Origin of the sequence: Flavobacterium sp. LS1P28 (assembly GCF_003970335.1) — a bacterium.
Taxonomy (GTDB): domain Bacteria; phylum Bacteroidota; class Bacteroidia; order Flavobacteriales; family Flavobacteriaceae; genus Flavobacterium.
Genome location: NZ_RYDI01000002.1, coordinates 1 through 19169, shown reverse-complemented (window position 1 = coordinate 19169; position 19169 = coordinate 1). Strand labels below are relative to the sequence as shown.

The 19169-nt window shown below is 35.4% G+C and carries 15 protein-coding genes and 1 tRNA gene; 10 read left to right on the top strand and 6 right to left on the bottom strand.

Annotated elements, in window-relative coordinates:
• The 4 genes from EKL97_RS02055 to EKL97_RS02040 all read right to left on the bottom strand — a co-directional run bounded on the left by EKL97_RS02055 (nt 1) and on the right by EKL97_RS02040 (nt 6959).
• Nucleotides 1-1056: a glycoside hydrolase family 43 protein gene (locus EKL97_RS02055; RefSeq protein WP_126567952.1), complete on the bottom strand. Its 1056-nt coding sequence runs from the start codon at nt 1054-1056 to the stop codon at nt 1-3.
• Nucleotides 1057-1116: 60 nt separating this feature from the next.
• Nucleotides 1117-2289 (bottom strand): cellulase family glycosylhydrolase, encoded by a 1173-nt coding sequence (locus EKL97_RS02050; RefSeq protein ID WP_126567950.1) that lies wholly within the window; start codon nt 2287-2289, stop codon nt 1117-1119.
• 77 nt (nt 2290-2366) lie between these two features.
• Nucleotides 2367-3893 carry a RagB/SusD family nutrient uptake outer membrane protein gene (locus EKL97_RS02045; RefSeq protein ID WP_126567949.1) on the bottom strand — a complete coding sequence of 509 codons (1527 nt, stop codon included), beginning with the start codon at nt 3891-3893 and terminating at the stop codon, nt 2367-2369.
• 18 nt (nt 3894-3911) lie between these two features.
• Nucleotides 3912-6959, bottom strand: coding sequence for a SusC/RagA family TonB-linked outer membrane protein (locus EKL97_RS02040; protein WP_233588538.1), 3048 nt, complete (start codon nt 6957-6959; stop codon nt 3912-3914).
• A gap of 789 nt (nt 6960-7748) precedes the next feature.
• On the opposite strand from EKL97_RS02040, the gene EKL97_RS02035 reads away from it, so the two are divergent.
• From EKL97_RS02035 to EKL97_RS02025, 3 genes are all read left to right on the top strand, one after another.
• A complete protein-coding gene (locus EKL97_RS02035) occupies nt 7749-8747 on the top strand; it encodes a GntR family transcriptional regulator (RefSeq protein ID WP_126567947.1) in 999 nt (332 codons plus the stop codon).
• 82 nt (nt 8748-8829) lie between these two features.
• Nucleotides 8830-9009, top strand: a complete 180-nt coding sequence (locus EKL97_RS02030; RefSeq protein WP_126515168.1) for a hypothetical protein — start codon at nt 8830-8832, stop codon at nt 9007-9009.
• A 261-nt stretch (nt 9010-9270) separates the two neighbouring features.
• A complete protein-coding gene (locus EKL97_RS02025) occupies nt 9271-9729 on the top strand; it encodes a PEGA domain-containing protein (RefSeq protein WP_126553069.1) in 459 nt (152 codons plus the stop codon).
• Between the two features lie 481 nt (nt 9730-10210).
• Here the strand turns inward: EKL97_RS02025 and EKL97_RS02020 are convergent.
• Nucleotides 10211-10290 (bottom strand) — tRNA-Leu (locus tag EKL97_RS02020).
• A 290-nt stretch (nt 10291-10580) separates the two neighbouring features.
• Between EKL97_RS02020 and EKL97_RS02015 the strand changes: the two genes are divergently transcribed.
• The 7 genes from EKL97_RS02015 to bioB all read left to right on the top strand — a co-directional run bounded on the left by EKL97_RS02015 (nt 10581) and on the right by bioB (nt 18313).
• Nucleotides 10581-11522, top strand: a complete 942-nt coding sequence (locus tag EKL97_RS02015; protein ID WP_126458151.1) for a ribose-phosphate pyrophosphokinase — start codon at nt 10581-10583, stop codon at nt 11520-11522.
• Nucleotides 11523-11627: 105 nt separating this feature from the next.
• Complete coding sequence (locus EKL97_RS02010; protein ID WP_126452005.1) at nt 11628-12239, top strand: 50S ribosomal protein L25/general stress protein Ctc; 612 nt, start codon at nt 11628-11630, stop codon at nt 12237-12239.
• A 283-nt stretch (nt 12240-12522) separates the two neighbouring features.
• Entirely contained in the window at nt 12523-13197 is a 675-nt protein-coding gene (gene pth, locus EKL97_RS02005) for an aminoacyl-tRNA hydrolase (protein WP_126458148.1), read from the top strand.
• Between the two features lie 141 nt (nt 13198-13338).
• Nucleotides 13339-15378: a M43 family zinc metalloprotease gene (locus tag EKL97_RS02000; protein ID WP_158614909.1), complete on the top strand. Its 2040-nt coding sequence runs from the start codon at nt 13339-13341 to the stop codon at nt 15376-15378.
• 101 nt (nt 15379-15479) lie between these two features.
• Nucleotides 15480-16409 (top strand): bifunctional riboflavin kinase/FAD synthetase, encoded by a 930-nt coding sequence (locus EKL97_RS01995; RefSeq protein ID WP_126553049.1) that lies wholly within the window; start codon nt 15480-15482, stop codon nt 16407-16409.
• 94 nt (nt 16410-16503) lie between these two features.
• A complete protein-coding gene (locus tag EKL97_RS01990; protein ID WP_126458139.1) occupies nt 16504-16959 on the top strand; it encodes a hypothetical protein in 456 nt (151 codons plus the stop codon).
• A gap of 268 nt (nt 16960-17227) precedes the next feature.
• Nucleotides 17228-18313, top strand: coding sequence for a biotin synthase BioB (gene bioB, locus EKL97_RS01985; protein ID WP_126458136.1), 1086 nt, complete (start codon nt 17228-17230; stop codon nt 18311-18313).
• Between the two features lie 67 nt (nt 18314-18380).
• On the opposite strand, the gene EKL97_RS01980 is transcribed toward bioB, so the two are convergent.
• Complete coding sequence (locus EKL97_RS01980) at nt 18381-19031, bottom strand: T9SS sorting signal type C domain-containing protein (RefSeq protein WP_158614908.1); 651 nt, start codon at nt 19029-19031, stop codon at nt 18381-18383.
• Between the last annotated feature and the right edge of the window lie 138 nt (nt 19032-19169).

The window sequence follows — 19169 nt, the reverse complement described above, 5'->3', positions numbered from 1 at the left end:
TTACTTTTTGGGATTCGATTCTGTTTTGGTTAAACCAAATTTCTGTACCAAACCATCATACTCTTTTGTAGAAATTGAAATCATGCAACCATGTCTTGCTTTTTCGGGTAAACTGTATTTGTCCCAATCACTATAAAAAGTATATCCTGATGCTTGAAACCAAGGGCCGTTTAAATTATCTGAAATGGATAATCCATAAGAAACTCCGGGATACTGCTCGTAATACATATACCAAATTTTATCGTCCGGAGATGGAATCAACATAGGTGCTTCCCTAAAATTCGGACTGATTGATTCCTGTGGCAATGAATATGGCCCTAATAGCGATTTTGATTTAGCAATTCGGATGGTTTTTCCCGTTGTCCAATATAAAGTTGGGTAGGTTTCATCTTTTAAAATTGCGTAATAGGAATCTCCCACTTTTCTGATGAAGACATCAATCGTTCCCATGTCCCAATCAAACAATCGATTTGGAGTGCCTTCAAACATTTTTAAATCTTTTGACATGACATAAAGTGTTCTTTGGCTTGCCCAATAGGCTTCGGGATCTTCTTTAGAGCCTTGCTTGTGAGGCGTGTGCCAAGTTAGCATAAACTTTGCGGAGTCTTTGTCGTAATACAATTTTGGAGCGCCTATTCTTTGCAATGCACTGGAATAATCGGGAGTGCTTTTTAGATTTGGCGTGTAAACAGCATGCTTTTTCCAAGTTATTAAATCATCAGAAATCCATATATTAATTTCTGGTGAATCATCGCTGGTGTTGCCTGCTATATAATACTTGCCGTCCGGACCTTTGCAAATGTCCGGGTGTCCTTGGTATTCCGGAAAGACTCTTTTTTCGTTGTTTAAATTAGTCCAATGTAAGCCATCAAGACTAACTGAATAATACAATCTTCCGTAATCGTTATGCGTCATGTGTGCAAATAAATAAGCTTCGTTCTTTGCTTTTGAACCATTTTGTACTTGCCCCGGCGGATTAGGTTGCTGTGCAAATAATATGGTTTCTAACAATAAAACGGTAAGTATTAAAACCGTATTTAGAATCCTTTTTTTCATTCTTTTTGGTATTATAACCCTATTTTGAGGAATCAAGATAGGGTTAGTTTTTAACATGTTTTATTTGGCATTAGCCTCAGAAGTTAGTTTTTTAATTAAATCGGTTTCTGATTTTTTATAAGGCGTACCATCCGTATGAAATACTTCGTGAAACCATAATTGGGGTTCCGCATCGTATTTTTTAGTCCAACTGTCCCAAGAGTATTTAGTCTGTGATTTACCATCAACTAAACCCCAATTGATCATAGCAATTTTATTTTCTTTTGCAATGGGCAAAAATCCTTCGAATGTGCTTCCATTCGGACGCGCCATGTATTCAGTACACAACATTGGTTTTCCGTAGCGTTTTAGCTCATTGATACGTTTTAAAAAATCTTTGGGTTTATCATAACAATGAAAAGAAATCACATCCGATTGGTCTAACTGTAATTTAAAAATGGGTTTTAAATTCGCCTCTATCCAATCACCAGCCCAAACACCAGAGGTTAGTGGTTGTGAAGGATTACTTTCTCTAGCCCATTTAAATACTTTCCCCAAAAGAGTGTACACTAAATCAACCTTGTTGGCGATCTCAACTTTTTCATAAGAAGGACCTGTCATGTTATCAGGCTCATTCCAAACATCCCAACCTAATATTCTTTGATCCTCTTTAAAATGAGTAACCGTTTCTTTTACGTATTTTTCTAAACGAGGATATTGTGTTTCATCCTCCAATGCTTTTTGTCCTGGACTTTGTACCCAGCCTGAATTGTGAACATGTGGTTTTGGAGCTCTTTGCTTTCCTGATTCTGGAAATGGATCCCAACAAGAATCAAAAAGCACAAATAAAATTTTTATATGATGTTTATCAGCAATTGCTAGAAAGAGATTCATTCGTTTGTAAAGACCTTCAGCATCATCTTTGTGTAATAAATCATGTAAATAAACACGCATGGTATTCATTCCTATTTGTTCTGCCCAACCTAGTTCTTCATCAATTCTTTTAGGATCAAAAGTATCCTCTTGCCACATTTCCAGTTGATTTATGGCGGTACTTGGATTGTAATTTGCTCCTACAAGCCACGGCTGTTTTGCATACCATGAATTAGCCTGTTCTTTTGTCCAAATTTCTCTTTTTTCAACAGCAGTTGTTACGGTATTTTTCTTTTCTTCTGAGCTTGATTTAGTTTTGTTGCAACTAACTAATAAGATTCCAACTAGCATGAGTGCCAGATATAGTTTTGTATTTTTCATTATAATTTTTTTCAATGGGACAAGTTTTTGCTAATTTTAAGGGAATGATTCTGGACCATTCCCTTAAATATTATAGTCTAATATTCCGGGTGTTGACTCAAATTTGGGTTGTTGTCAACTTCTACTTGAGGAATTGGCAATCTTTGATTTTTTCCAACAACAAAGTTCTTGAAATCAGGATCACGAAGTGCAATTTTAGCCACAGCTGTTTGAGTGTCTAAATCACCCCAACGTTTCAAATCTTCCCAACGAACACTTTCGCCAGCCAATTCTAAAACGCGTTCCATTTTTAATTGCTCTAAGAATTTAGCTTTATCATTCCCGATTTCAGGATGCGCAACCGCTAAAGTTCCTATGTTTGCACGAGCTCTTACCATATCTACATATTGGTAAGCACCGGCAGTATTTCCTGTTTCGTTCAAGACTTCGGCGTAACGCAATAAGATATCTGCATAACGAATTAATCGGTAGTTTACTTGACTGTAATAATCTTCATTATCCCTGTAATAATCTCTACTACCTTTTCTGAACCAAGCTTCATTTGCTTCCCATTGCCAAGTTTTATTGTATGTTTTGTCTCCAAAATCGGCCAATAAATCAGGGTAAAATAAGGTGTATCTTAATCGAATATCTAAACCACCGTCTTTATTTTTTTCTTTTTTGAAAGCGTCGACTAGCCAAAATCTCGCTTGTCCGTCTGACCATCCGATACTTCTTGGGGCAAAAAACTGTGCACGTTGGCTGGAAACAGCCGCGCTTTGACTTTCGTCTGCTGGCCCATTTCTCTGATTTCCAAACTGAATTTCGAAAACCGATTCTCTATTATTCTCATTCAAATCAGTAAAATTATCTCTATAATTAGGCACTAAACTGTATTTTGCACCAGCACCAGAAATCAAATATTCTAAAGCAACTTTAGCCGACTGCCATTTATGTTGTTGCATATATACTTTGGCAAGCATTGCTTTAGCAGCCCCTTTATCAGGTCTTCCCGTTTCTGCTGATGGCCATTCTGTTGGTAAATCAATGTAGGCTTCATTCAAATCAGTTTCGATTTGAGCCCAAACTTCGGTCACATTTTTTTGTTCAGGTAAATCCGTTGGTATAGATGGAGTTAAAACAATCGGTACATTTTCCCAAAGAATTGCTGCATAATAATAATGTAAAGCTCTTAGAAATTTAGCTTGTGCTAAAACTTCTTTTTTGCTTTTTTCATCTTGAAACGAAATATTTGGGACATTTGCCAAAACCTGATTACATCTAAAGATGGCTTTATAAGTATCTCTCCAAGTATCTGCATTTCCTGGTCCAAAATTATAATTGATATAATTGAATCGGGTCCAATCTGCCAATTCTGTCCATGGACTTTTACTGAAACCTTCGTCAGAGGTTATATCTAAACGTAAGTATATCCATCTTGCCCATAATCCTTCTTTATAGAACATGGCATAAATCGAATTAACGCCTACTTGTGCATCACTTTCGGTCTTCCAGTACTGATCTACTGTTACGGCATTTGGATTGGATAGGTCTAGTTCATTTTCACATGAAGATGTAAAAAAAAGACTTAAAAAAATTACGGTTGTTACTATTATTTTTTTCATTATAATGCTTTTTTAAAATTAAAAACTAAACTCAACACCAATGGAGTAAGTCGGAAGATTTGGGAAAGAACCATTGTCAACACCTCTTTGAAAAACATTACTGTTACTAAACTCCGGGTCTAATCCTTGATATTTTGTAATCGTAATAATATTTTGTGCAGACAATGTTAATCTTGCTCTTGAAATTCCACTGCTTTTTAAGCTTTTTTCTGATAAATTATATCCAAATCCAATATATTTTAGTCGGATATAATCACCACTTTCTAAGAAACGGTCACTATCTCCTCTTGAGTTTAAAGTCGTTCCTTTTGTGATTCTAGGAAAATCAGTATTTGGATTTTCTGCTGTCCATGGCTGAATTCCTGTTCTGTAATTGCTGTTATCATCAAAACGATCCACTGTACTTCTGAATCCGTTGTAAATAACAGCTCCGCTAGAAGCAACCCAGTTCATAGAAAAATCAAAACCTTTATACTCCGCTCCGGCATTCAAACCCATTTCGAATTCCGGCCAAGGGCTACCAACTACATCTTTGTCTTCGCTTGTAATTTCACCATCTCCATTAACATCCTTAAAACGAATATCTCCAGGTTGTGCATTTGGCATAATTACCGTTCCTGCAGAATTTACATAGCTATCAATTTCATTCTGATTTTGGAATAATCCGTCCGTTTGTAAAACAAACCACATTCCCACAGGGTTTCCGGCGCGGGTAATTGTATTTTCCTGAATACTTTGATTTTGTCCGTTTCCTAATGAAACGAGTTTGTTGTTTACTTTCGTAAAGTTTACAGAAGCATTAAAAGAGAAGTCATTGATTTTTTTGTTGTAAGCCAGCTCCAATTCAAAACCTTTGTTTTCTACAGTTGCCGCATTTGAAATCGGATTTCCTCCATCATTACCTGTGGTCAATAAAATTGGAAAACCAAACAATACATCTTCTGTACGCGCAACAAAATAATCTGCAGTTAATCGTAAATCAGTATTTAAAACTCCAAGATCTAAACCAAAATTAGTTTGTTTTAATTTTTCCCAACGCAATTCTGAATTTGCTAATCTAACTTGAGTTGCCGAAGGATGTACCGTTTGTCCGTCTCCTAAAACAATCGCTCCAAAAGTATTAATGAAAGATTGATATTCGTAATTTCCAATATTTCCACTTCCTAATTCTCCGTAACTGGCTCTTAATTTTAAATCGTTAATGAATTCTGATTTAAAGAAAGACTCGTTGCTAATTCTCCATCCAGCAGAAACAGAAGGAAAATTACCCCATTTATTCTCATCGCTAAATTTTGAAGATCCATCACGTCTGATAACGAAATTAAATAAGTAACGATTATCATAATTGTATTCTAGTCTTCCTAAATAGGACGTCAAAGCCGCTTCATTTATAAATCCTCCAACTTCTGGCGAATCTCCTAAATCTAAAACGTCATAATATTCTCCTGTACCTGAGTTTTGTACCAGATTTCTCTTAGTTCCGTAAATCCGATTATAATTGTCTTCTTGGTAAGTTTGTCCTGCCAAAATTGTTAAATCATGTTTCCCAAATTCTTTTTTGAAAGTCAACGTATTTTCAAAAAGTGTAGTTTCTGATCTACCTTTATTTTGATTGGCAAAAGATCTTTCAAAAGGCTGATTTAACTTCCAATTTCCAGTTTTTCTGAGAAGATTGTAGCTGTCAAAACTAGTTTCATATCCAAAATTGAAACGATATTGTAACCACGGAGTAAATTTTAACTCTGACCATAGATTCCCTCTAATTCTAAAATTTTCATTTTTTACATTTGCTAAATCAGCAAGTGCCAAAGGGTTTGCTCCAAAAACTTCAGCTACACCTTGTTTTCCATAACCATACCCCCCAGGATTAGCTGCATCATAAACTGGAACTGTCGGAATTAATCTGTAAATATCAATAAGTGGATTTCCGTTCCACGGTTCGGTTGGATCGAATGACATTTCATCTGTTTTAGAATTACTAATTGCTAAATTTTCCCCTATACTAAAAATTCCTTTTGTTCCGCTTGAGTTTACTCTAAATGAAATTCTGTTGAAACCTGTTGAAACTACAGTTCCTTTATTTCCAAAATAATTTCCCGACATGAAGAAAGTTGAGTTGTCGCCTCCTCCTGAAAAACTGGCATTATAATCCTGCATCATTCCTGTCTGAAAAACTTCTTCCTGCCAGTCCGTGTTTACTGCCATATTAAGATTTTGTCTCGGAATTCCTGCATTATCATACGCCTGATTATTAAATTTTGCGAACTCCTCAGTTCCCATTAAATCATATCTTGGCATTGTTGTAATACTTGTTTTCGCAGAAACGTCGATCTTAAGTGGTCCTTTTTTCCCTTTTTTTGTGGTAATGATAATTACACCATTTGCGGCTCTGGAACCGTAAATTGCAGCAGAAGACGCATCTTTTAACACCTGAATACTTTCAATATCATTCGGGTTAAAGTCTCTATTTCCAGAGGTAATCAATCCATCGATCACGTATAATGGATTTGTATTTTGAAGGTTTTTTAAACCCCGAATCTCGACGTTTGCTTCTTGACCAGGTCTACCGCCGCCACGAACCTTAACCCCTGTAACAGTGCCTTGTAATCCTTCTGCAACTGTTGTGATTTGTCTTTTCTGAATTTCACTGGCTTTTACCAAAGAAACAGCTCCTGTTAAATCTTTCTTGTTCTGAGAACCGTATCCTACAACTACAATTTCATTCAAAGCAAGAATGTCTTCGGTTAAAGAAATAGTAACTACGGTCTCTTTGGTTGCTGTAATCTCTTTTGATACATATCCTTGGTAGGAAACAACAAGTACTTGACCCGGTTTGGCCATAATGGAGAAATTCCCATCAAAATCTGTTACGGTTACGATTGAAGTATTCTTCACAAGAATATTGGCAAGTGGAATCCCATCTCCATTGACAGCGGATGTTATTTTTCCCGTAATTTTAATTTGCTCTTGAGCATAACTTTGTTGTAGTAAAAAACTAAAAAAAAGTAAGAGGTAATATCTCTGCTTTAAAATTTGGTTGATTTTTGTTTTCATTGATTTTTTCATTTTAAATAGTTTTAATTTGTCTTGGTCTTTCTAATGAGTAAACATTTTAACCATCCCTAATTCGAGCAAAAACACAATTGTGACTATCTTTTAACAGAATTTGACTCATTATTTATTGTTGTTTTTTAAATTAGCGTTACTATCATAATTCTTTTTAATGGATGTAATAAATCTTAGAGAGAATTTAAAAAACTTCAGTTTTAAAGTTTGCTTCGGGTTAATCTTATCTTCTACTTCTCTTACTTTTGCAATAACTTGTTGTACATTGACATTAAAAAAAATAAATGTCAATAATTAGATGTTCCTTACTATACCACTAAACTTAAATTGTTTTATTTTTCTACTCCTTGAGTTTATTTCCTAATACGAACTCAAATAAATTTGGAAAATTTCTACAACCATGATTTGTAGGCGTATTTCCCTGATAAAGTTTCCTTTCACTTTTCCATTAATTCCTAGTCTTTTTTGTGTTTAGATTAGATAATTATACTCTTATTTCTCTCCCATCTGTTTCGCCTTATTGATAGCGCTCTAACAGAATTATAGTTTCTGCATATATTAGACTGTTAATACACAGCAGTCAAGTTACTTGAATCTAAAAAACAACTAACATCCTTTGCAGCTACAAAAAGCAAACAATTTCGTTGTATTATTAGTAAAAAAGTATACTATCTGTTTTGTTTTTATTATTTTTTTATGAAATATTAAAAATCAAAAGTATAGTAATTGTTTGCTTTTGCATACCAGTACCTACCAGTTTTTGTATATTGCCAAAAAATTGACTGCTGCATGAAAATAATTTCGATTCAGAACAACCTTGGAGTTCCTAAATACAAACAAATCATTTTCTCCTTAGAGAAGGCAATAGAACACGAAAAACTACGAAAAGGCGATAAACTTCCCTCAGTAAACAAAGTCTGTCTGGAATTCTCCTTGTCCCGTGATACGGTTTTGCAAGCCTATGAAGAATTAAAAAAAAGAGGAATTATTTATGCCATTCCGGGCAAAGGCTATTATTTAAAAAGTGTTGAAATCACTATAAAACAAAGGATATTTTTACTTTTTGATGAATTAAATATTTTCAAAGAAGACATCTACAATTCATTCTTAGAGACCATCGGAGACAACGTTCAGGTTGACATTTTCTTCCATCATTTTAATATTCAAGTCTTTAAAAAACTAATAAATGACGGTAATGGAAACTACACTAAATATATTATCATGCCTACCAATTTAGTCGGGGCGGCATCAATTATAAAAACCCTACCAGTTAACGATGTTTACATATTAGATCAAACCAATCCAGAACTAAAATCCTTTCCTGCCGTGTATCAAAATTTCGTAAAAGACATTTATGACGGCTTACTGAAAGGGAAATCCAGATTGAACAAATACAAAAAACTGATTATGATTTTCCCGGGATTTCGCGAACCGCTGGGCATGAAAATAGGTTTTGAAAATTTCTGCAGCGACTTTGCTTTCGATTATGAAATCATCACTGAATTTAAGAATCGGGAAATTAATAAAGGCGAAGTGTACATCATCCCGAGTGACCGGGATTTAGTCAGCGTTATAGAAAAAGCAAAAATGCAAAACCTACAATTGGGTAGTGATTACGGCATTATATCATACAACGAAACCCCGCTTAAAAAGGTAGTTGAAAACGGCATCACAACGATTTCAACCAATTTTGAAGTTATGGGAAAGTTACTGGCACAAATGATTTTGAAAGGCAAAAAAGAGCAAATTGAGAACAAAAGTGCTTTGATTATCAGGAATTCATTGTGATGAGATAAACTCTATAAACTCCTTTGAGATGATATGTTAAAAAAACAAAAAAGTAACCACAAAAGTAAATTACATTTGTTGGATGATAAAAGTCCGCCAAACACAAATAATAAAAATAGGTAATTCTCACGGGATTAGAATTCCTGAAGACTTCCTAAATGCATTGGGCACCAAAGAAGTTGTCATACAACACTTTGATTATTATTTCCATAAAAACAACCATACCACCACGAAGCGAATGGAAGCATTCTCGCTAAAATGAAGATTAAACATCAAACAACAAACAAAACAGGATTCTCCAACCTCTACAGGTGAATTTGATGTCTAGATTTAATATTTGAAAAATCACTAAAAGTGGGTATTGTGGCTCTCTTTTTTTAAACATAGTTTTGCAGGTATAATTTTATTAAAAAAAACAAATGTCGCTTAATTACTACTCAAAAAGGGACTGAGAATATAAAAAGTCGGAACAAGCCGAAAAAAGACTTTAAACTGAAGTAAGCCAATTATAAGTTACATTATTATGAAAATTAAATTTATTTTATCACTGGTTATCGCTTCATTACTTTTTACAAGTTGTGCATCTATTTTTACAGGCTCAAAAAGAAACGTATTATTTGAAACAGACCCTTCAGGTGCAAAAGTATTTATCAACGGATTTGAAAAAGGAACTACGCCAGTTCAAATCAAAGTAAAGGCAGACGACAGGGTTGACTTTAAGTTAGATAATTACAAAGAGAAGGTTGTTGTAATGGATTCAAAATTTAATTTAGTTGCAATCTTGAATGGCTTTAGCATAATTGGCTGGGGTGTGGATGCACTTACAGGTTCGTTAAAAAGAGTTGACACTAAATATGTAAAGGTAACACTTGAAAACACTGATAAAACAGCCTTTATCAAATATATGGAAAATGGAAAAATCAACAAAGTAAATATAAATGAAGGTAGTAAGGTTATTGAAACAGTAATCGTACTGAATTAATAAAAACATCAACGATGTCAATTCAATCGTCTGTAAATTTTCATCAAACGATAATTGGTACAACATAATTAGTTTAAACAGGAAGAGCAGCTATAACAGTTGCTCTTTTTTTGTTGAAAGATTAAATCAAAGGTTACTATTCAAATATAATTTCAGCTAAAATCAAAACAACAAACGGTAATAATTGTGAAAAGTAAATAATATTTTGTTCTTTCAGTAATCATAGTATGTATATTTAAAATGAGCAATGAATTATTATTTAGCACTTCTGTAGTTATTAATTATTTTATTTTTCATTCGCTGAATAATAAGACTTTAGACTAATAATAAATATATTATTTCCCCGATAGCGCGGATACATCTCTCTTTGATCGCGCGGAATTGAATTCCGTGCCCGCAATCAATAGCAAACAAAGCAAAACTACACAGGAATTCATTGTGACATAAAACAAAAAAACCGCTTCTTTCGAAGCGGTTTTTGTACCCGGAGCCGGAGTCGAACCGGCACGGTTTCCCACAGGTGTTTGAGACCAGCGCGTCTACCAATTCCGCCATCCGGGCTTAGCTAGACATGAAATAACAACAGTTATTTCAACGCAATAAAAGAGGTGGTTGTGTTTAAATCAACCATCAATTCCTTTAACACGATGCAAATGTAAAAAATAATATTAAATGTTCAACTAAAAATACTTAATTTTTTCCTTTCAGAGTTGAATAAATTTTATAAATTTGCACCTCGTTAAAAACACAACACACAACTAACTACACCCGAGGCAAATACAAACATACGGCTTTATACAAATGACAAAGCCAACAGTATGGAGCGCAGCGGAATAAAAACAACAAATTAAATGTCACACCTAGAACCAGAAGCTAAAATTTTTGCGTGTTCACAAAGTGTCTATCTGGCTGAAAAAATAGCAGAGCAATACGGAATCCCTTTAGGGAAAATCACCATGTCAAAATACAGCGACGGTGAATTTCAGCCTTCTTATGAAGAGTCTATCAGAGGATTACGGGTTTTTATCGTTTGTTCTACTTTTCCAACGGCAGATAATTTGATGGAAATGTTACTGATGATTGATGCTGCAAAACGGGCTTCGGCACGACACATAACGGCAGTAATTCCTTACTTTGGTTGGGCAAGACAAGATAGAAAAGATAAGCCAAGAGTTCCGATAGGAGCTAAATTAGTGGCTAATTTACTTGATGCTGCAGGCGCAACAAGAGTAATGACCATGGATTTGCACGCAGATCAAATTCAAGGATTCTTTGAAAAACCGGTAGATCACCTTTTTGCATCGACAATATTCTTGCCGTACGTAAAAAGTTTAGGTTTAGACAATCTGACTATCGCTTCTCCAGACATGGGAGGTTCAAAAAGAGCCTATGCGTATTCTAAATTCTTAGAATCGGATGTGGTGATTTGTTACAAACAAAGAAAAGAAGCCAATATTATTGACACCATGGAATTGATTGGTGAAGTTAAAGGTAAAAATGTAATCTTAGTAGATGACATGATTGATACCGGAGGCACTTTGGCGAAAGCCGCAGATTTAATGATCGAAAAAGGAGCACTGAGCGTACGAGCAATTTGTACACACGCGATTTTATCCGGGGATGCTTACGAAAAAATAGAGAATTCTAAATTATTAGAATTAATCGTCACCGATTCTATTCCGTTAAAGAAAGAATCAAAAAAAATAAGAGTGTTGAGTTGTGCGCCTCTTTTTGCTGAAGTTATGCACATGGTGCACCACAACAATTCCATAAGTGGAAAATTTATAATGTAATACATTAGTCGTAAAGTCCAATGTCTTAAAGTTATAAAGTCATGCTGATAGCCAAAAGCTAAAAGCCAAACAAGTAATATTATTTAATAACTATATTTTTTTACAATGAAATCGATTACAATTAAAGGATCAGAAAGAGAAAGCGTGGGTAAAGTTGCGACTAAAGCCCTACGTAATGCTGGATTGGTTCCTTGCGTATTATACGGAGGAAATCAGGCAGTTCATTTCTCAGCAGAAGTTATGGCTTTCAAAAACTTGGTTTACACCCCAAACGCTCACACAGTTGAGATCAATCTAGGTGAAGGAAAATCATTTAACGCTATTTTACAAGACATTCAGGTTCACCCGGTGTCTGACAAGATCTTACACATTGACTTCTTTCAATTATTTGATGACAAAGAAATCACTATGGAAGTTCCTGTAAAAATCATTGGTAACTCTAAAGGAGTTATGGCCGGTGGAGATTTACGTTTGAACACTCGTAAACTAAAAGTAAAAGCTTTACCAAAAAATCTTCCTGATTTTATTGAAGCTGACATTACTGCCTTAGACATGGGTAACAAATTGTACGTTACTAAAGTAGCTTCTCCGGACTACAAAATCATGCACCCGGACAACACTGTAATTTGTCAAGTGAAAATCTCTCGTGCCGCTATGAAAGCAGCTCAAGAGGCAGCAAAAGCAGCAAAAGCTCCCGTAAAAGGAAAGAAAAAATAATATTTTTTCAATCATTCAAGAAAGCATCAGCTCTACAACTGGTGCTTTTTTTTGCTTTTTATTTTTTCATTTAGAGCAACGAGAAACCTCATTATCCTATTTTAAATTACAAGGAGCACAACTACCCATTTTCACAACAACGCCCCTCCTGCTGTCCGTTGTATCCACGCCAAAAAGCGCGGGATGCCACTCCCATCAGGGCTATCCAGAACTATTTTGTTCCCAATACCGATTTTCTAAAAATCTAATAGTACACTATTCTAATTAAGTCTATTTTTGCAGTATGATAAAATGGATTTCAAATTTATTCTCACCTACAAAAACTGAGAATAATACAGATTGTAGGAAATCAGAGGCTCTCGAACACCAAAAAAATAATATAGAAAACGTGAGTAATAAATTTTTAATAATAGGACTCGGCAACATTGGCGCCGAGTATGTAAACACTCGCCACAACATTGGTTTTAAAATCGTGGATTTCCTCGCCCGGAAAGAAAGCGTTACTTTCGAAACCGTAAAACTAGGTACACTGGCCCAATACAAATTCAAAGGAAGAACTTTTTTGCTACTCAAACCCAACACATATATGAATTTGAGCGGAAAAGCCGTGCAATACTGGATGGGAAAAGAGAATATTCCACTTGAAAATATTCTGGTGATCACCGATGATTTGAATCTATCTTTTGGAGCCATTCGCATCCGACAAAAAGGAAGCGATGGCGGACACAACGGACTCAAAAACATCAATCTGGTATTGAATACGCAAAATTACGCCCGATTCCGTTTTGGGATCAGTGACGAATTCAAAAAAGGAAAACAAGTTGACTATGTCCTTGGCGACTGGGATGATACTGAAAAAACAGCGCTTACGGAACGACTGGAATTAGCCTCCGAAATCATAAAATCCTTTGGAACTTCCGGACTGGAAATTACCATGACCACATTTAACGGGAAATAAAAAAAGGAATATGCTTCCTTTGTACGCCTCTGTTTTTTTTAATTTGTATTAGATAAAAATAATAATTAATTTTAATGCATGTTTTTAATACACACTAAAAATCAACACATTGAATTACCCTTTTCTAAACACATCCATAATATGAAAAAAATTATTTTTTTTATTACACTGTGCTTTTTTTTTTCAATCAATCCTACGTTTGCACAAGTAAATAACACCCCTTCAAAAACGCTCCTTTTTGGCAAAAATAAAATCATTCCGGAAGGTTCTGTAATTCGATGTGCCACGACAGAATATGAAGAATACCTGAAATCCAAAAATCCAAACAGAATATCTACTGCTGAATTTGAACAATGGATAGCACCAAAGATTGAACTCGAAAAAAATAAAAAAAAGAATGCTGCACAAGGATTCAAAACAAATGCAGTCATCACCATACCGGTTGTCGTTCATGTAATTCATAATGGCGACCTTTTAGGCAGTGATGAAAATATTTTTGATGAACAAGTAATTTCTCAAATTCAAGTACTCAACGAAGATTTCAGAAAAAAAGCTAACACTCCAGGATTCAACACCAATTCTGTAGGAGCTGATGTAGAAATAGAATTCGCACTGGCTAAACGAGATCCATCGGGCATTTCATCAAACGGGATAAACCATGTAAACTTAGGGCGAGAAAGCTGGTCTACTGTCGATATTGATGGCTCTCTAAAACCCCAAACACAATGGAATCCTGAAAAATACCTTAATATTTGGGTAGTCAAATTTACCAAAACCGATCTTTTGGGATACGCACAATTTCCTAGTGCTTCCGGACTGCCGGGAATAAATCAAGATGAAGGCTTCGCTAACACTGACGGTGTCGTGATTGGTTATACTTTTTTTGGTTCATCCAGTTATTTTACCGGAGGAAACTACACTACTCCTTATGACAAAGGGAGAACAACCTCCCATGAGGTAGGACACTGGCTTGGGCTGCGCCACATTTGGGGAGACGGAGGCTGTGATGTAGACGATTTTTGTCAAGATACGCCTAATGCAGGACAAGAAAACACGGGCTGCCCATCAAATATTGATTCCTGTCCCGCATCCCCAGGCTTAGATATGGTTGAAAATTATATGGACTATACGGATGACACTTGTATGAACATCTTTACAGCAGATCAAAAAGCACGAATGATTACTGTAATGAATAATTCCGTAAGACGGGCTTCTTTGAAAACTTCGGATGCACTTACCCCGGGGATCATCTTTGCCAATGATGCTTCAACAATGGTTATAAACTTAAACATTCCTCCTTGCGGCACTAGCTTTATTCCTGTTATTAGAATCGTGAATAAAGGCAGCGCAACATTGACTCAAGCCTCAATCAGTTATGGAATTGATAATAACAACCTGCAAACCTATAATTGGACTGGAAGCCTGGCAAATAACGAATCCCAAAATATTACTTTAAATAGTTTGACTACTACTGGAGGCAATCATGATTTCAGCAGTACAATAACTAGTACCAATAGGAAAACGGATCAAAACAGCGCCAACAACAGCGATACTATAAATTTTGACATTACAAAAAATTACGCCAGCAATACAGTAGTTTTCTCCTTACAACAAGACTATTATGGTTCAGAAACCACCTGGAATCTTACAAATTCAGCCGGAACCGTGTTATACAAAGGAGGCCCTTATACAGATCTTCCAGAAACCGGGCCGCTTCCTGATCCAATCAATGCAACCTTCGATCTCGCAGTCAATGATTGTTACACTTTTACTATATTTGATACTCAAGATGACGGCATCTGTTGTGATTTCGGAAATGGCTCTTACACTGTATCAACCCCTACGAATGAAATTATTGCTACCGGAGGAGCCTTTGGGGGAACCCAATCTAAAAGTTTTAGAATTGGATCATTATCTACCGTCGATATAGAAAAATTAAATTCGGTTTACCTCTACCCAAATCCCACCTCTAACATACTGAACGTAGTTAGTGAGAACAAACTCAATACTCCGGAGGTTTACACTATTATCAATACTTTAGGTCAGATCCTAAAATCAAAAAAAATAGAATCAGCGGAGGATCTTCAGATAAACGTCTCCCATTTATCGCAAGGTATTTATTTTTTAAAATTATCGAAAAATCAATCTGAAACGACTACTATTCCGTTTATTAAAAAATAAATTAAAGGCTATAATACATTAAAAAAGCATTGAACTTTTCAATCCTTTTTTAATTATATCAATTGTATACCTTAAATTTGCACCATTATAAAACACTTGCTTTGAAGATTTTTCATTCTATAAACGATTTCGTTTCCCCAAAAAAAACAATTCTAACGTTGGGTACCTTTGATGGTGTCCATATTGGGCACAAAAAAATCCTGAATAAACTGACCCAAAATACGGAAAACGAGAATTACGAAAGTCTGGTACTTACTTTTTTTCCGCATCCCCGAATGGTTTTACAGGAACATTCTGATCTAAAATTACTCAACACTATCACTGAGAAAATTGATTTGTTGGAAAAAATTGGTATCGAAAACCTTGTCATCCATCCTTTTGACGAAACTTTTTCAAGATTGACTGCCGAAGAATTTGTAAGTACTATTCTCGTAGATCGTTTTCACATCCACAAGATAATAATAGGCCACGACCATCGATTTGGACGAAATCGAACAGCTGATATTGATGATCTTATCGCCTTTGGAAAAGAGTATAATTTTGAAGTAGAACAAATATCCGTTCAGGAAATCAATGCCATTTCCGTGAGTTCCACTAAAATCAGAAAGGCCTTATTAGAAGGTGATATGGCGCTGGCTAATGAATATTTAGGCTATGATTATTCACTCACTGGGAAAATTATTCAAGGAAAACAGCTGGGAAGGACTATCGGTTTTCCAACGGCTAACTTAAAAATTGAAGAAAACTACAAACTGATTCCACAAAATGGAGTGTACATTGTACAAAGTAGTATCAATCAAAAAACGGTTTTCGGGATGATGAACATTGGGTTCAATCCTACTGTTGATGGACAAAATCAGTCGATAGAAATTCATTACTTTGATTTCGATGCTGATTTATACAATCAAGATATTAGTGTCTCGATACTTCAAAGAATTCGTTCCGAACAAAAATTCGAATCAGTTGACGTACTAAAAGAACAACTTGAAAAAGACAAAAAAACAGCACTTGCCTATTGGAATAAATATTGATTTTTTCATAAAACATTACTATTTTTTCTGTAAATTTGAAAATAGGATGCTTTTTATAAGAAATGTATCATTTTTAAATTTTAAAACTAACTGTATGAAACTACCTAAAGAATTAGTAAACGGATTCATTATTTTCATAGGAATTGGTCTTTATTTCTTAATAATGGAACTTTTAGGCCTGGCAGATATTTATTTGTTGCGTTTATTTAACGTGTTGTTTGTCTTTTACGGCGCCCATAGAACACTAAAGGCTAATTTTTCCGAAAACAAAACAATATTAGTTTCTAATGCGGTTTCAGCATTATTAACGGCGCTTACAGGAATATTTTTGAGCATTATTGGCTTAATTATTTACAGTTATTCCAAAGGTGGTGATGCTTATGTGGGATCACTATCCAAAACCTTTTTATTTGGCGGGGATCCGTCGGTGATGACGTATTCCATTTCTTTGTTTTTTGAAGGGATAGTATCCGCTGTAGTTGTCACCTTTATGCTTATGTTGTATTGGGACCCCCGCTATGCATCAGACAAACACGGAGCTGAATCATAACCTATATTTTAAATTAATCCTTCCTCTAATACCGTCGCAAAGCACAATTAGTATTGGTCTTTGCGACGGTATTATTAAATTTTAAAATCCGCTATATCAATAAACCGCTGTATCTACAATACTACGCCCAGAATTTATGGAATATAAAAACACCGGTATACATCTGCTTAATTTGGCTATTAAAATTTTCAGAACCGGCTTTTCAATGGTATTACATTGGTTCTTTAGAACAATTTAACTACTTTTGAGCCATCAAAAAATAGTATCAATGAGCATTACAAAACACAATTGGACCAAAGACGAAATTATCGCAATATATAACAAACCTATGATGGACTTGCTGTATGAAGCAGCTTCTATTCATAGAGAACACCATGATCCTAACGTGGTTCAAGTTTCTACCCTTTTATCCATAAAAACTGGCGGATGCCCTGAAGACTGCGGTTATTGTCCGCAAGCAGCGCGTTACCATACTGAAATTGAAGGCAATGATTTAATGTCAGTAAGTCAGGTAAAAGCACAAGCTTTGCGTGCAAAATCAAGCGGATCATCCCGTGTATGCATGGGCGCCGCTTGGAGAAATGTAAAAGATGGTCCTGAATTTGACCAGGTACTGGAAATGGTCCGTACCATAAACAAACTGGATATGGAAGTGTGTTGTACCCTTGGAATGATCACTGAAAACCAAGCACATCGACTGGCAGAAGCTGGTTTATATGCTTACAACCATAATTTAGACACCTCTGAAGAATATTATAAAGAAGTAATTTCGACCCGCGGATTTGAAGACCGTTTGCAAACTATAGAAAATGTTCGTAAAACAAATGTCACTGTTTGTAGCGGCGGAATAATTGGAATGGGAGAAAGTATTGAAGACCGAGCTGGAATGCTTGTCGCACTTTCTACCTTAAACCCACAACCGGAGTCAGTGCCTATAAACGCCTTGGTTGCTGTGGAAGGAACGCCAATGGAAGAAGAAAAACCAGTTGAAATATGGGAAATGATCCGAATGGTAGCCACAACCCGAATCATCATGCCAGAAACCCAAGTCCGCCTTTCTGCGGGAAGAATGAACATGAGTCGTGAAGGTCAAGCCATGTGCTTTTTTGCTGGTGCCAATTCCATTTTTGCTGGAGATAAGTTATTGACCACTCCAAATCCTGACGTAAATGAAGACATGAAAATGTTTGAAATGTTAGGTTTAAATCCACAAAAACCCTTTACAAAAGTTTCTCAGCCTCAAACCGTTGAAGCTGTAGATTCTCAATTTGCTCCCTTGGGTGAAAAACCAAAATGGTCACGACCAGGACATACCATCGAGAAGAACCTTGAAGCATCTGGCAAAGGGAAATAATCTTCGTTTTTGAATAAAGACTCAAAACCATCTTGCAGGAGCAAGATGGTTTTTTTAGACTTCTATTTTAGTACACTATTTTCTTGGCAACAACCCTTCCATGCTGCAAAACTATTTTTACCAACACAACTTGATGACCAACAAGTAAATTCAGAACTGAGAAATCATTGTTGTCGATTTCGTTTTTTTGATAAATTGTACTTCCTGCTAAATTGTATACAACAACCTGCTCTATGAATTCTTTGGTTGATTTTATTTGCAACTCTTTGTTTTTAGTCGATACAAAAACAGATTCATCTTCTTTTATAAATTCATCCGAAATTAGGTTTTTGTTTGTATATCGCAAAACGAAACGATCGTCAAATATTCCCACAGCAGTAGTGAAAGCATAGCTTTTGTTTGTTATATCAACAAGATTATTATTTAATTTATCCTCAATAAAAACATTTTTATTGACTAACACTCCATCTGTCTGATCTATTTTAATGATAAAAGCTCCTGCTACTTTACTGCTAAAACCTAATTTTATTTCATCTGTCTCTTCAAACGGTAATGCACGCCCCTGAATTACTAAATTCTTATCTTGACTCCTACTATAAAAGTCTAAATATTGATTTCCTTCAAAACTCTCACCGTCAAAAGAACGGTCAAAATCATTTGTCGCTCCCGTTGCATATCCTATTAAGATTTGTTTGAAAGCACCTTCATTATTACTCAAATTTAACCAAATTCGGTCTTTTTCTATAGCCTCAGATTTTGATTTATTAATGGCACTTGATCACTAGTGTCCACTTAAAATAAGTTGAAAACCAGCTGGTTAGTATTATGTTCATTGACATTATTGTAATCTGATTTC

What these genes read in the sequence shown, in the direction of transcription:
- EKL97_RS02055 (WP_126567952.1), bottom strand. Translation starts at nt 1,056, where the DNA reads ATGAAAAAAAGGATTCTAAATACGGTTTTAATACTTACCGTTTTATTG.
- EKL97_RS02050 (WP_126567950.1), bottom strand. Translation starts at nt 2,289, where the DNA reads ATGAAAAATACAAAACTATATCTGGCACTCATGCTAGTTGGAATCTTA.
- EKL97_RS02045 (WP_126567949.1), bottom strand. Translation starts at nt 3,893, where the DNA reads ATGAAAAAAATAATAGTAACAACCGTAATTTTTTTAAGTCTTTTTTTT.
- EKL97_RS02040 (WP_233588538.1), bottom strand. Translation starts at nt 6,959, where the DNA reads ATGAAAAAATCAATGAAAACAAAAATCAACCAAATTTTAAAGCAGAGA.
- EKL97_RS02035 (WP_126567947.1), top strand. Translation starts at nt 7,749, where the DNA reads ATGAAAATAATTTCGATTCAGAACAACCTTGGAGTTCCTAAATACAAA.
- EKL97_RS02030 (WP_126515168.1), top strand. Translation starts at nt 8,830, where the DNA reads ATGATAAAAGTCCGCCAAACACAAATAATAAAAATAGGTAATTCTCAC.
- EKL97_RS02025 (WP_126553069.1), top strand. Translation starts at nt 9,271, where the DNA reads ATGAAAATTAAATTTATTTTATCACTGGTTATCGCTTCATTACTTTTT.
- EKL97_RS02015 (WP_126458151.1), top strand. Translation starts at nt 10,581, where the DNA reads ATGTCACACCTAGAACCAGAAGCTAAAATTTTTGCGTGTTCACAAAGT.
- EKL97_RS02010 (WP_126452005.1), top strand. Translation starts at nt 11,628, where the DNA reads ATGAAATCGATTACAATTAAAGGATCAGAAAGAGAAAGCGTGGGTAAA.
- pth (WP_126458148.1), top strand. Translation starts at nt 12,523, where the DNA reads ATGATAAAATGGATTTCAAATTTATTCTCACCTACAAAAACTGAGAAT.
- EKL97_RS02000 (WP_158614909.1), top strand. Translation starts at nt 13,339, where the DNA reads ATGAAAAAAATTATTTTTTTTATTACACTGTGCTTTTTTTTTTCAATC.
- EKL97_RS01990 (WP_126458139.1), top strand. Translation starts at nt 16,504, where the DNA reads ATGAAACTACCTAAAGAATTAGTAAACGGATTCATTATTTTCATAGGA.
- bioB (WP_126458136.1), top strand. Translation starts at nt 17,228, where the DNA reads ATGAGCATTACAAAACACAATTGGACCAAAGACGAAATTATCGCAATA.